This window comes from Brevundimonas sp. GW821-FHT12C05 (assembly GCF_058807475.1).
The window spans coordinates 1,182,086-1,194,786 of record NZ_JBXAQS010000001.1 but is presented as its reverse complement, the minus strand read 5'-3'; the positions used below and the strand labels follow the sequence as shown (position 1 = coordinate 1,194,786).

General features: G+C 68.2%; 10 protein-coding genes. 6 read left to right on the top strand and 4 right to left on the bottom strand.

Features of this window, described 5'->3' with window-relative positions:
• Positions 1-50: 50 nt before the first annotated feature.
• Entirely contained in the window at positions 51-536 is a 486-nt protein-coding gene (locus AC1RRF_RS05550) for a pentapeptide repeat-containing protein (RefSeq protein ID WP_492833464.1), read from the top strand.
• Positions 537-599: 63 nt separating this feature from the next.
• Positions 600-1,517: a pentapeptide repeat-containing protein gene (locus AC1RRF_RS05545; protein WP_492833463.1), complete on the top strand. Its 918-nt coding sequence runs from the start codon at positions 600-602 to the stop codon at positions 1,515-1,517.
• 51 nt (positions 1,518-1,568) lie between these two features.
• On the opposite strand, the gene aspS is transcribed toward AC1RRF_RS05545, so the two are convergent.
• Positions 1,569-3,401 (bottom strand): aspartate--tRNA ligase, encoded by a 1,833-nt coding sequence (gene aspS / locus AC1RRF_RS05540; RefSeq protein WP_492833462.1) that lies wholly within the window; start codon positions 3,399-3,401, stop codon positions 1,569-1,571.
• 361 nt (positions 3,402-3,762) lie between these two features.
• Between aspS and AC1RRF_RS05535 the strand changes: the two genes are divergently transcribed.
• Positions 3,763-4,452 (top strand): P-loop NTPase family protein, encoded by a 690-nt coding sequence (locus AC1RRF_RS05535; RefSeq protein WP_492833461.1) that lies wholly within the window; start codon positions 3,763-3,765, stop codon positions 4,450-4,452.
• Positions 4,453-4,490: 38 nt separating this feature from the next.
• Here AC1RRF_RS05535 and AC1RRF_RS05530 read toward each other — a convergent pair whose 3' ends face one another.
• Together AC1RRF_RS05530 and AC1RRF_RS05525 are read right to left on the bottom strand one after the other, a co-directional pair.
• The gene (locus AC1RRF_RS05530; RefSeq protein WP_492833460.1) at positions 4,491-6,164 is read right to left on the bottom strand and encodes a response regulator; all 1,674 of its coding nucleotides are present in this window, start codon (positions 6,162-6,164) and stop codon (positions 4,491-4,493) included.
• Complete coding sequence (locus tag AC1RRF_RS05525) at positions 6,161-7,651, bottom strand: ATPase domain-containing protein (protein WP_492833459.1); 1,491 nt, start codon at positions 7,649-7,651, stop codon at positions 6,161-6,163. Before AC1RRF_RS05525 ends, AC1RRF_RS05530 begins: the two co-directional genes overlap by 4 nt.
• 284 nt (positions 7,652-7,935) lie before the next feature.
• Between AC1RRF_RS05525 and AC1RRF_RS05520 the strand changes: the two genes are divergently transcribed.
• Complete coding sequence (locus AC1RRF_RS05520) at positions 7,936-8,328, top strand: RcnB family protein (RefSeq protein ID WP_492833458.1); 393 nt, start codon at positions 7,936-7,938, stop codon at positions 8,326-8,328.
• Positions 8,329-8,411: 83 nt separating this feature from the next.
• Here the strand turns inward: AC1RRF_RS05520 and gatB are convergent, their stop codons facing one another.
• Entirely contained in the window at positions 8,412-9,914 is a 1,503-nt protein-coding gene (gatB, locus tag AC1RRF_RS05515) for an Asp-tRNA(Asn)/Glu-tRNA(Gln) amidotransferase subunit GatB (RefSeq protein ID WP_492833457.1), read from the bottom strand.
• A gap of 131 nt (positions 9,915-10,045) precedes the next feature.
• Here gatB and AC1RRF_RS05510 point away from each other — a divergent pair, with 131 nt between their 5' ends.
• Both AC1RRF_RS05510 and AC1RRF_RS05505 read left to right on the top strand, forming a co-directional pair.
• Positions 10,046-11,509 carry a DUF1800 domain-containing protein gene (locus tag AC1RRF_RS05510; protein ID WP_492833456.1) on the top strand — a complete coding sequence of 488 codons (1,464 nt, stop codon included), beginning with the start codon at positions 10,046-10,048 and terminating at the stop codon, positions 11,507-11,509.
• Entirely contained in the window at positions 11,506-12,669 is a 1,164-nt protein-coding gene (locus AC1RRF_RS05505; RefSeq protein ID WP_492833455.1) for a DUF1501 domain-containing protein, read from the top strand. Before AC1RRF_RS05510 ends, AC1RRF_RS05505 begins: the two co-directional genes overlap by 4 nt.
• Positions 12,670-12,701 lie beyond the last annotated feature (32 nt).

The window sequence follows — 12,701 nt, the reverse complement described above, 5'->3', positions numbered from 1 at the left end:
AACGATTTCATGCGAGGCTGCCCAGGCTCAACAGAGCGCCGGAGCCTGAGATGAAGCTGTTCCTGACCGCCGCGGTCCTCGTCGCCGCCCTCGCCTCGCCCGCCGTAGCCCAGAACGCCGGCCAGATCGCCAGCGTGCGCGGCGGCGCCAGCTGTTCCGGCTGCAACCTGTTCCAGGCGCCCCTGTCGGGGCTGGAGCGCAACGGCCTGAACCTGTCCGGCGCGCGCCTGCGCCAGGCGGATCTCAGCCTGTCGGTGATGAACCGCACCCGCTTCTCCAACGCCGACCTGCGCGATGTGGAGGCCTACGGCGGGGTCTTCTCCAGCTCGAACTTCTCGGGGGCCAACCTGACCAACGCCAGCTTCGTGGGCGCCTATCTGGAAGGCGCCAACTTCACCGGGGCGACCCTGACGGGAGCCAATTTCTCCGGCGCCTCGCTGGTCCGGGCGACGGGGTTGAGCCAGTCCCGGCTCAATCAGGCGTGCGGAGACGAGGCCACGCGGCTGCCGGCCGGCCTGTCCATTTCGCGCTGCTGAACCGCCACTGACGTTACGGCGATTTAAGTAGGGTTCTTCGAGGTTTGGCGGCATGAAGGTGGCGTGAAACAGATTGCCGACTCCTTCCTCCGTCGCGTCATGGTCACCGGTGTCTCCGGCGCGGCCTTCTCCGCCGCCCTGTGCGCCGCGGCTCCGGCGACGGCTGAGATCCAGCTGCAGTTCCAGGATCGCGATGTGGCCCGGATGGTCTCGCTGGGCGGGTCCTGCAATCGGTGCGAGCTGTCGGGCCGGGACCTGGCGGGCGCGGCCTTCACCGGCGCCAGCTTCACCAACGCCACCCTCGTGGGCGCCGATCTGCGCGGCGCCGAGCTGGTCGGCTCCAACTTCTCGGGCAGCGACTTCAGCCGCGCCAACCTGTCCGGCGCCGAACTGGTCGGGGCCAACTTCACGGGCGCCAGCTTCTCCAACGCCAACATGACCGGCGTCTCGGCCATGGGCGCGACCATGGTTCGGGTCCGCATGGACCGGGCCGACGCCACCGGCGCCGAGCTGAACGGCGCCAATATGAACGGCGCGGTCATGACCAACGCCAACTTCACCGGCGCCGAGATCAACGCCGCGACCCTGGCCAATGTCAGCGCTCGCAACGCCAACTTCACCGGCGCCGAGATCGGCATGTCGAACCTGTCGAACGGCGACTTCCGCAGCGTTTCCTTCCAGGGCGCCGAGCTGAACGGCGCGCGGCTGACGGGCGGCCAGTTCGCCGGCGCCAACTTCAACGACGCCGAGATGAACCGGGCCGACATCCGCGGCGCGGACCTGTCGGGGGCTCACGGCCTGACGCAGGAGCAGGTCGGCCGGGCCTGCGGCGACGCCAACACCCGCCTGCCGGGCCGGCTGACCGCCCGGACCTGCCGCGGCATCTCCGGCGTCCGCATCGCGCCGCCCGCGCCTCCGGCCCCGCCGGCGCCCCCAACCCCGCCCCGGGTCAGGAATTTCGTGGTCGCGAGCGGCCGCTGACAAAAAAGGCCCCCGTCTTGGACGAGGGCCTTTTCCTTTATCTCAGGCCCGTCAGACCTTGATCGGCACGGCCGTGCGGATGTGCACGTCCTTGAGCTGACGCTCGCCCGCCTCGGTCGGGGCGTTCATCAGCAGATCCTCGCCCTGCTGGTTCAGCGGGAAGGCGATGACCTCGCGGATGGCGGTCTCGCCGGCCAGCAGCATGACGATCCGGTCGATGCCGGGGGCCAGGCCGCCGTGCGGCGGCGCGCCGTAGCGGAAGGCGTTCAGCATGCCGCCGAACTGGTCCTCGACGACCGAGGCGTCATAGCCGGCGATGCCGAAGGCCTTGAGCATGATCTCGGCCTTGTGGTTCCGGATCGCGCCCGAGCACAGCTCATAGCCGTTGCAGACGATGTCGTACTGGTAGGCGCGGATGGTCAGCGGGTCCTGGGTCTCAAGCGCTTCCAGACCGCCCTGCGGCATCGAGAACGGGTTGTGCGAGAAGTCGACCTTCTTCTCTTCTTCCGACCATTCGAACATCGGGAAGTCGACGATCCAGCAGAATTTGAACTGGGCCTCATCGATCAGTTTCAGTTCAGTGCCCACGCGGGTGCGGGCCAGGCCGGCGAATTTGGCGAAGACGCCCGGGTTTCCGGCGACGAAGAAGGCGGCGTCGCCCTTGCCGAGGCCGAGCGCGGTCATCAGGGCCTCGGTCGGCTCCTGACCCAGGTTCTTGGCGATCGGGCCGCCCCAGGCGTTCTGGTCGTCCGACCAGAAGATGTAGCCGAGGCCCGGCTGGCCCTCGCCCTGGGCCCAGGAGTTCATGCGGTCGCAGAAGGCGCGCGAGCCGCCGGTCGGGGCCGGGACGGCCCAGACGGCGTTCTTGTCGTCGGCGCCGAGGATCTTGTTGAACAGGCCGAAACCGCCATCGCGGAAGTGGTCCGAGACGTCCTGCATCTTGATCGGGTTGCGGGTGTCCGGCTTGTCGGTGCCGTACCAGGCGATCGACTGGGCGTAGGTCAGGCGCTGGAAGCCGCCGTGCTCGAACTGCTCGCCGAAGTCGTTGGTGAAGGTGTGGGTCCCGTTGATCGGCGAAACCGGCAGGCCCTCCGAGAACTCCTCGAACACGCCGTGCATGACGGGCTCGATGGCGGCGAAGACGTCCTCTTGCGTGACGAAGCTCATCTCGACGTCGAGCTGGTAGAACTCCAGCGAGCGGTCGGCGCGCAGGTCTTCGTCGCGGAAGCAGGGCGCGATCTGGAAGTAGCGGTCGAAGCCCGAGACCATGAGCAGTTGCTTGAACTGCTGCGGGGCCTGCGGCAGGGCGTAGAACTTGCCCGGGTGCAGGCGCGACGGCACCAGGAAGTCGCGCGCGCCTTCCGGCGAGGACGCCGTCAGGATCGGGGTCTGGTACTCGAGGAAGCCCTGACCGACCATGCGCTGGCGGATCGAGGAGATGACCTTGGAGCGCAGGACGATGTTCTTGTGCAGACGCTCGCGACGCAGATCCAGGAAGCGGTTAGCGAGGCGGATTTCCTCCGGGTACTCCTGATCGCCGAAGACCGGCATCGGCAGTTCGGCGGCTTCCGACAGGACCTCGAGCCCCTGGACCCGGACCTCGACCTCGCCGGTCGGCAGGACGGGGTTCACGGTGCTCTGGTCACGCATGACCGCTTCGCCGTCGATGCGGATGACGCTTTCGGCGCGCAGGCGCTCGACGATGTCGAAGCCCGGCGTCGACGGGTGCAGCACCAGCTGGGTGATGCCGTAGTGGTCGCGCAGATCGACGAACAGCAGGCCGCCGAGGTCGCGCTTGCGGTGCACCCAGCCCGACAGGCGGACATTGGCGCCGGCATCGGTCGAACGGAGGGCGCCGCAGGTGTGGGAGCGGTAGGCGTGCATGGTCGGTTCGTCTTGGATTCGGGCCCGCGAGGGGCGGAATTCGGGAGGCCGGAAGGGCGCATCATCCCCTACGAAAGTCAAGGCCGACGGCGATTTCGGGCCGCGTCGCACCAGGCGAAAAACAGGGTGCGAACAGTGCGAACAGTGCGAACCGTCCGGACGGTGGAAAACACCGTCCGATGCGTCCGATGCGTCCGGATCGTCCGACCCTCGCCCTGTTCGCTCGATCCGCGCCATGCCCCAGTCTACCGGTCCGCTACGTCAGGATCGGACGCAGGCGGTCCACAGGCGGCGGCGTTCCGTCCACGGACGAAGCGCCCCTGTGGATGGCGAAGGCGGCGCATCTGCTATGGTGAACGCGATGACCGCCCGCCCCGCCCCGCCCGACCAGATGCGCCTGCCCCTGCAGAGCGACCTGCCCGAGGGAGCTGACGGCTTCGTGGTCTCGGACTGTAATCGCGCGGCGGTCGAGGCGCTGGCGGACTGGCCCAGCCTGATCGGCGGTGTCATGGCCATCTGCGGCCCGTCGGGCAGCGGCAAGAGCCGTCTGGGCCAGATCTGGGCCGAACGGGTCGGCGCGGTCGCCTTCCATGGCGCCGAGGCGGCCCTGATCGACCCGCTGGAGATCGAGGGGCGTCCCGTCCTGCTGGACCGGGCCATGGACGCCGACGACGAGACCCTGTTCCACCTGATCAACCTGGCCCAGGCCCCCGGCGGGGCCATGCTGATGATCTCGCGCCCCGCCCCGTCGGCCTGGGTTGTCGCATTGCCGGACCTGCGCTCCCGGCTGGACGCGGTCATCAGCGTGCCGGTCGACGCCCCCGACGACGCGGTGCTGGCCGCCATGCTGGAGGCTCGTTTCGCCGAGCGCGGCATCCGCCCGGCACGGGACGTGATCCCCTATCTGCTGCGCCGCATCGACCGCTCGGCGGCGGCGGCGGAAGCCGTCGTGGAGCGCCTGGACGCCCTGCACCGGCCGGTGACCCGGGCGCTGGCGCGCGAGGCGCTGGAGGGGGCGGAGGAGAGCGAGAGCGAAGATCCTTCCGACTGAGACGGGACGGGCACAGGCGTCCCGCAGGCGCGCAAGGTCTAGGCGACCGCCAAGGCCAGCTTCTCCCCGAGTTCGCCTACCTTGAAGGGCTTGTGCACCACACGGTCGTCCGAGGCCGCCGCCAAGGCCTCTGCATCCGCATAACCGGTCGCGAAAAGGATCGGGACCGCGGGCCGGCTGCGCTGCATGGCGCGCGCGACCTCGGCGCCGTTCATGCCCGGCATGGCGAAGTCGAGGATGACCGCGCAGATGTCTTTCCGTTTCTCGAACACGTCCAGGGCAGCGCCGCCGCTGCCGGCCTCGATGATCAGATAGCCGAGATCGGTCAGGATGCCGGCGGTGACTTCCCGCACCGCGTCGTCATCGTCCACGATCAGCACGACCATATTGGCCGACGGCGCGGTCTGCGAGGAATGGCCCGCTTCCTGTTCGGCAACCGGATGGGCGCTGGCCCGGGGCAGGTAAACATGGATGGTCGTCCCCTCGCCCACCACGGTGTCGATGGTGACCCCACCGCCCGATTGCTTGGCCAGGCCGAACACTTGGCTGAGGCCGAGACCGGAGCCCTTGCCCACCGCCTTGGTGGTGAAGAACGGTTCGAACGCACGCGCCAGAACGGCGTCGGTCATGCCCGATCCATTGTCGCGCACGGAAACGACGATGTGCTCGCCGGCTGGCGGCTGCTCGGGGCGTTCGGGTTCGAGCGCAATCACGTTAGCGGTGCTGATCTTGAGCGTGCCGCCCACGTCCATGGCGTCGCGCGAATTGATCGCCAGGTTCAGGATCACCAGTTCGATCTGGGTGGGATCGATCATGGCGGGCCAGAGGTCGTCGGCCAGATCCGGCTCCAGAATGTGGACGCTGCCGCCGATCGTGCTCTGCAGCAGATCCCGCATGCTGCGGACCGTGTCGTTGAGGTCCACGGCGCGGGGTTCGAGCTTCTGCCGACGTGAGAAGGCCAGCATCTGGGCGGTCAGTTGGGCGCCGCGCCGGGAGGCCTCGCCCATCATCGACAGCCGGCGTTTGACGCCCGGGTCCTCGGTCCGCTTCTGCAACTGCTCGACGTTGCCGAGGATGACCGTCAGAAGATTGTTGAAGTCGTGGGCGACGCCGGAGGTCAGCTGACCCACGGCCTCCAGCCTCTGGGCCTGGCGCAGGGCTGTCTCGGCCTTTTCGCGCTCCGCGATCTGGGTCGCCAGTTGCCGATTGGCGGCCTCAAGTTCCTCGGTACGTTCGAACACGCGACGTTCGAGTTGGGCTTCGGCCTTTCGAATCTCCTCGATCCGTTCCCGCGCCTCATACTGTCGACTGCGGCCGCGCAGGGCGGTGCGAACCGCGCTGACCAAGGTGGTGGGATGGAAGGGGCGTTCCAGAAAGCCGACATTTCCCAAGGCAGACGACAGCCGCTGCGCCAGCGGGTTTCGCTCCACGCTGCCGCCGCGCTGGGTCAAGATCAGGAAGGGAAAATCCGACCAGGACGGCTGATCGGCGATCCAGTCTGAGAGTTCGCCCAAGTCGGCGGAGCGCAGGACGTCGTCAACGATAACGGCCAGGCCGGCGCCCTCGCGCATGTGTTCGACGAGGTCGGCGATATCCCGGCAAAGCACAGCCGCGACACCCGCTTCGCCGAGAATTGCCCTAGCGATCGCACCGTCACGGCCGGAGGGTGTAAGGACAAGGGCGCGCTCAGAAAGGGACCCGCCACCGGTCATGCGGTCGGATCGCCCATGAGCCCCGAGCCGGGACCGACAAAGTTGGGCACCCCGCGCAGGACGCCCTGGAACTGGCTGAGCGGTTCGCCCAGAGAGAGGCCGCCGTCGCCGATATTGAACTCGCGAATGGTGGTCTCGTGCACACCGGACCGCTTCTTGATCACCGAGACTGCGCGACGAACATTGCCCACCGCCTCGAAATAGCGGAGCAGGATGACGGTGTCGGCCAGATAGGTGACATCAACCGGCGCCTTCATCTCTCCCACCAGACCATGCTGGGCCACTGTCAGGAAGGTCGAGGCGCCTTGACGATTCAGGAACTGCAGCAGTTCGTGGATGTGCAGGATCAGGAACTGTTCCTGGGGCATGGCGGCCTGATAGCCATTCAAGCTGTCTATCACGACGGTTTGAATCTTCTGGGTGGTGACGCAGGTCCGGACCCTGGAGGCGAACTCGCCGGGCGACAGCTCTGCGGCGTCAACCTGTTCGATGATCAGCGACCCCGTCTCTTCCATGGAGCGCAGGTCGATGCCGAGGTTCATCATGCGGTCGTAGAGGAGACCCAACTCCTCATCGAAGATGAACAGGGCCGCCTTCTCGCCGCGCTGCACAGCCGCCACGGCGAAATTAATGGCGAAGAGGGATTTGCCAGTCCCCGCCGGGCCCAAGATAAGGGCGCTAGAGCCTCTCTCCAGGCCGCCGCCCAGCAGCGCGTCGAGTTCGATGACACCGCTTGAGATCGGGGTGCGGGCGAAGGCAGTGTGGTGCTCCGAGGCGACGATGCGCGGATAGACCTCAAGCCCGCCGGTCTTGATGGTGAAGTCGTGGTAGCCGCCGCGGAACCGTCGGCCGCGATATTTGATAACCCGTATGCGCCGGCGTTCGGCGCCGTACTCGGGCGCGAGTTCCTGAAGCTGAATGACGCCGTGGGCAACACTATGGACCGTCTTGTCATTCACGTCCGTAGTGAGGTCGTCGAGCAGCAGGACGGTCGCTCCGTGCTTGGAGAAGTAGTGCTTCAGCGCCAGGACCTGACGGCGGTAGCGCAGTGAGCTTTGGGCCAGCAACCGGATTTCGGACAGGCTGTCGATGACCACGCGGCGCGGCGTGTGGGCCTCGACCGCCTCAAAGATCATCCGGGTCGTTTCGCCCAGTTCCAGATCAGAAGAATACAACAGGCTTTGCTGCTGCTGCTCATCGAGCAGGCTTTCCGGGGGAACCAGTTCGAAAATGCTGACGCCGTCGAGAGACCATTCGTGCGATTTCGCCGTCCCGCGCAATTCCTCCTCGGTCTCGGAGAGGGTGATGTAGAGGCCGGCCTCGCCGGCGCGGACACCCTCGAGCAGAAACCGCATCGCGGCCGTGGTCTTGCCCGTGCCGGGCGCGCCCTCGAGCAAATAGACCCGCTCCCGCTCAAGCCCTCCGGCAAGGATGTCGTCCATCCCGACAACGCCAAAGCCGGCGTCCCTAGTCTCGGTCTGCTTCATCAATTGTCGCCCTTGAGTCCGTGTCAGCTGTGCCATAACGCGTTTAAGGTCCGTTGGTTACACAACAAAAGCGCAGGTCACCCGCCGGTAACCGACATAGGTGGTCAGCCCTGCCCGCCGGAGCGCCGAGTTTGAACGCGGGCATTCTCTCGCCCGCCATCGTCCCATCTTAACCCTGTCACCCCCGTTCAGCCCGGGTTCATGGCGCGGGGCCGAAACTTCTCCTCAGTCGAGTTATTCGCTGTCGTCCTTTGGGCCGGCGGCGACCTGCAAGGAGACGCATGATGAAAACGAAGACAGCCCTGATCGCCGGGTTCGCGGCCCTTTCCATGGTCGCCACCCCGATGGCCGCCGCCGCCCAGTCGTGGCGCGACCACGATCGTCACGACCGCTATGAGCGCCGCTACGACCGCCATGACCGGTACGATCGCCGTGATCACCGCTACGACCGCCGCGACGATCGTCGTTGGGAGCGGGAACAGCGCCGCGAGTACCGCCGCTGGGCGCGCGGCCAGTCCATTCCGCGCGAATATCGCAGCCGCTGGTACGTGAGCGACTACAGCCGCTACGGCTACCGTCAGCCCCCGCGCGGCTACGGCTACTACCGCACCGACACCGGCGACGTGGTGCTGGCCGCCATCGCCACCGGCGTGATCATCTCGCTGCTGTCGAACTAGAACGGCGGATAGAACGAAAGAGCCCGCCCGGAGCGATCCGGGCGGGCTTTCTGTTGAGCATCTGACTTTTGATCAGAGGGGCGTCAGAGCCCCAGCTTGGCTTTCAGGATATCGTTGACCGCGGCCGGGTTGGCCTTGCCGCCGGTGGCCTTCATGACCTGGCCGACGAACCAGCCGAGGGCCTGGGGCTTCTCGGCGACGGCGGCGGCCTTGTCGGGGTTGGCGGCGATGATGTCGTCGACGGCCTTTTCGATGGCGCCGGTGTCGGTGACCTGCTTCAGGCCATGTTTCTCGACGACCTCAGCGGGGCTGCCCTCGCCGTTCCAGACGTGGTCGAAGACCTCCTTGGCGATCTTGGAGGAGATGACGTTCGTCTCGATCAGCTCCACCAGCTGGGCGACATGGGCGGCCGGCAGGGTGTTCTCGCTGAAGTCCTTGCCGTCGGCGGCCAGGCGGGCCGAGACCTCGTTGGTGACCCAGTTGGACACCAGCTTGGCGTCGCGGCCTTTCGCGGCTTCCTCGAAATAGTCGGCCTTGGCCTGATCCGAGATCAGGACCACGGCGTCGTACTGCGACAGGCCGTACTGGCTCATCAGGCGGCGGCGCTTCTCGTCCGGCAATTCGGGCAGGTCGGCCTTGATCTCGTCGATCCACGCCTGCTCCAGCTCGAGCGGCAGCAGGTCGGGGTCGGGGAAGTAGCGATAGTCCATCGCCTCTTCCTTGGACCGCATGGAGCGGGTCTCGCCGGCGGTCGGATCGTAGAGACGGGTCTCCTGATCGATCTTGCCGCCGTCCTCGAGGATCTCGATCTGGCGGCGGGCCTCGTACTGGATGGCCTGGGAGATGAAGCGGAACGAGTTGACGTTCTTGATCTCGCAGCGCGTGCCCAGGTGGCTGAAATCGCCGGTGGCCTTGAACTTCTCGTACTGGCCGGGGCGGCAGACCGAGACGTTGACGTCGGCGCGCAGGTTGCCCTTCTCCATGTCGCCGTCGCAGGTGCCCAGGTACATCAGGATGGTGCGGATCTTCTTGACGTAGGCGACCGCCTCGTCCGGCGAGCGGATGTCCGGGCGCGAGACGATCTCCATCAGGGCCGTGCCCGCCCGGTTCAGATCGACGAAGCTTTCGGTCGGCGACAGGTCATGGATCAGCTTGCCCGCGTCCTGTTCCAGGTGCAGGCGCTCGATGCCGACGTTGAAGAAGGAGCCGTCCTCGGCCTCGACCTCGACCACGCCCTCGCCGACGATCGGATAGAAGAGCTGGCTGATCTGATAGCCGGTGGGCAGGTCGGGATAGAAGTAGTTCTTGCGGTCGAACTGGCTGCGCAGATTGATCTGGGCCTTCAGGCCGAGGCCCGATTTCACCGCCTGTTCGACGCAGTGCCGGTTCAGGGTCGGCAGCATGCCGGGGAAGCCCGCGTCGACCAGCGACACCTGCTCGTTCGGACCCGCGCCGAAGCCGACGGCGGCGCCCGAGAAGAGCTTGGCCTTCGACGCCACCTGGGCGTGGATTTCCAGCCCCATGACGAGTTCCCACGGGCCGGTGCGGCCCTGGATGGTCTTGGTGTTCGAAACGGTGTCGGTCATGGGGTCCAGATGGCCTACCGGCCCGGCGGGGTCAAGAAATCGGAAGGCGGAAATCGGCTTCCCATCGCCGCGGCGACGGATCACGGTTCGCGGGACGTTCATTGCCTATCGCGCACCGACCCGAGGCCTTGATGACCCGCACCGGACCGCTGGACGCCGTCGTCGCCCTGACCCGCTTCGGGATGGGGGCGCGCCCCGGCGAGATCGCGACGGTCGCGGCGGATCCTAGGGGCTGGCTGGAGGCGCAGGCGCGGCCCGGCGGCGCGCCGGTTCCGGCGGGCGCGTTCGAGACCTCGGAACGGCGGCTGGAGGTCTATCAAGACTATCTGGCGGATGCGGCGCAGGCCCGGCGGGCGCGGGAAGCCCCGGCCGGGGCGATGGCGGCTGAGGCTTCGCCCTCCGCGGCGCAGACGGCCGACGACGCCCGCCGAGACAGCCGCCGCAACCTGGTGCAGGACACGGCGCGGGAGTTCCTGGCCCGGGCCCAACTGGGGGCCGAGACCGAGGCCGGATTCGCCGAGCGCTGGGCCCTGTTCTGGGCCAACGCCTTCACCGCCTCGGCGAGCAAATTCCAGTCCGCCGTCTTCGTGGGCCAGTATGAGCGCGAGGCCATCCGCCCGCACGTCTTCGGCAAGTTCGAAGACCTGGCGCTGGCGGCCGAGAGCCATCCGGCCATGCTGCTGTATCTGGATCAGGCCCAGTCGGTCGGGCCGAACAGCCCGGCCGGCGAGCGGCGGCGGGCGGGGCTGAACGAGAACCTGGCGCGGGAAATCCTGGAGCTGCACACGGTCGGGGCCGACGGCGGCTATAGCCAGGCGGACGTGACCGAGTTCGCCCGCGCCCTGACCGGATGGTCGACGGCGGCGCGGCGGAGGCAGGAGGAAGGTCGGGGCCAGGGTCGGCGCCGGGCGGCGATGCTGGCCGGGGAGCCGGGCGAGAACGGCTTCACCTTCCGCGCCGCGGTGCATGAGCCGGGCGAGCGGACGGTGATGGGGCGCCGCTATCCCGCAGGCGGGGCCGAACAGGGCCGCGCCATCCTGAAGGACCTGTCCAACCGGCCCGAGACGGCGCGGCGGCTGGCGCGCAGGATCGCCGTCCATTTTGTCGCCGACGAACCGCCGCCCGCGCTGGTGAGCGCGCTGGAGCGGGCCTGGACCGGGTCCGCCGGCGATCTGGCGGTCGTGGCCAAGGCGCTGATCGCCGCGCCCGAGAGTTGGGCGCCCGAGACCCGCAAGGTGAAGACGCCCTATGAGTTCGTGGTCTCCTCGCACCGCGCCATGGGCACGCGGCCGCAGCGGATCCCGCAGCTCCAGCAGGCGCTGGTGCAGATGGGGCAGCCGGCCTTCGCCGCGCCCTCGCCCGAAGGCTGGCCGGACACGGCGGCGGACTGGGCCGGGCCGGACGCCCTGGTCAAGCGGCTGAACTGGGCCAAGGCGGCGGGCGATCTGGCCGCCGAGCGCGACGCCGTGGCGATGGCGCAGGCCGCGCTGGGCGCGCGGCTCAGCGACCGCAGCCGCCAGTTCATCGCCCGCGCCGAAAGCCGGGCCGAGGCCGTCACCCTGTTCCTGATGTCGCCGGAGTTCCAGCGCCGATGACCGATCTGACGATGAACCGCCGCCTGCTGCTGGGCGGCTCCATGGCCGGCATCGGCCTCGCCTTCGCCGGACAGGCCGGCGCGCAGACGCGCGGACCGAGGCCGAAGATGGTCGTGGTGATCGCGCGCGGCGCCATGGACGGGCTGTCGGTCACCGTGCCGTACGGCGATCCGAACTATGCGGCCCTGCGCGGCGGGCTGGCGGTGGAAGGCGCGCTGGAGATGCGCGACGGTTTCGGCCTGCATCCCTCCCTGCCCGGCCTGAAGGCGATGTATGACGCGGGCCAGCTGCGCTTCGCCCCGGCGGCGGCGATCCCGGTGCGGGTGCGGTCCCACTTCGACGCCCAGGACGTCCTGGAGAACGGCGGCGAGGGCCTGAGGCAGCAGAACGACGGCTGGCTGAACCGGGCGCTGGCGGCGGTCGGCGGCGGGTCCCTCAAGGGGTTGTCGGTCGGGGCGCAGACGCCGTTGATCCTGAGGGGCGCGGCGGAAACCTCCAGCTGGGCGCCCGGAGGTCAGGTGAAGGGCGAGGACCGGATCGCCGCCCTGTTGCAGGATCTCTATGTCGACGACCCGCTGCTGCAGGGCAATCTGGCGCGCGGATTGGAGACCGAGGCCATGGCGATGGCGGCGGGGGACGGGACCACGCTGCGCCGCAACGACGTGAACGGGCTGGGACAGGCGGTGGCGCGGCTGATGACCGGCGACAACGGAGCCGACGTGATCGCCCTGTCCGTCGACGGCTGGGACACCCATGCGCGCCAGAACGGCCAGCTTCAGACCCGGCTGACCGGACTGGATCAGGTGATCGGCGGGCTGCACGACGGACTGGGCGAACAGTGGGCCAATACGGTCGTGGTGGTGGCCACCGAGTTCGGCCGCACGGCGCGGGCCAACGGGACCCAAGGCACCGACCACGGCACCGGCTCGTCCCTGCTTGTCGCGGGCGGCGCGCTGAAGCCCGGCGGCCTGATCGGCGACTGGCCGACGCTGGCCGACAACCGCCTGTTTGAGGGCCGCGACCTGGCGCCGACCATCGATGTCCGCGCGGTGTTCAAGGGCCTGCTGCGCGACCATCTGGGGGTAAACCGCGCCGCGCTGGACGGCCGGGTCTTCCCCGGCAGCGCGGCGGAGGCGCCGACGCTGGACGGGCTGGTCTAACCTGCCGGGATGATTTTGGCGGCGGGGGTGGT

Excerpts from the sequence above, each read along its gene's own strand:
- AC1RRF_RS05505 (WP_492833455.1), top strand. The coding sequence starts at position 11,506 with ATGACCGATCTGACGATGAACCGCCGCCTGCTGCTGGGCGGCTCCATG.
- AC1RRF_RS05510 (WP_492833456.1), top strand. The coding sequence starts at position 10,046 with ATGACCCGCACCGGACCGCTGGACGCCGTCGTCGCCCTGACCCGCTTC.
- AC1RRF_RS05550 (WP_492833464.1), top strand. The coding sequence starts at position 51 with ATGAAGCTGTTCCTGACCGCCGCGGTCCTCGTCGCCGCCCTCGCCTCG.
- gatB (WP_492833457.1), bottom strand. The coding sequence starts at position 9,914 with ATGACCGACACCGTTTCGAACACCAAGACCATCCAGGGCCGCACCGGC.
- AC1RRF_RS05525 (WP_492833459.1), bottom strand. The coding sequence starts at position 7,651 with ATGAAGCAGACCGAGACTAGGGACGCCGGCTTTGGCGTTGTCGGGATG.
- AC1RRF_RS05535 (WP_492833461.1), top strand. The coding sequence starts at position 3,763 with ATGACCGCCCGCCCCGCCCCGCCCGACCAGATGCGCCTGCCCCTGCAG.
- AC1RRF_RS05530 (WP_492833460.1), bottom strand. The coding sequence starts at position 6,164 with ATGACCGGTGGCGGGTCCCTTTCTGAGCGCGCCCTTGTCCTTACACCC.
- aspS (WP_492833462.1), bottom strand. The coding sequence starts at position 3,401 with ATGCACGCCTACCGCTCCCACACCTGCGGCGCCCTCCGTTCGACCGAT.
- AC1RRF_RS05520 (WP_492833458.1), top strand. The coding sequence starts at position 7,936 with ATGAAAACGAAGACAGCCCTGATCGCCGGGTTCGCGGCCCTTTCCATG.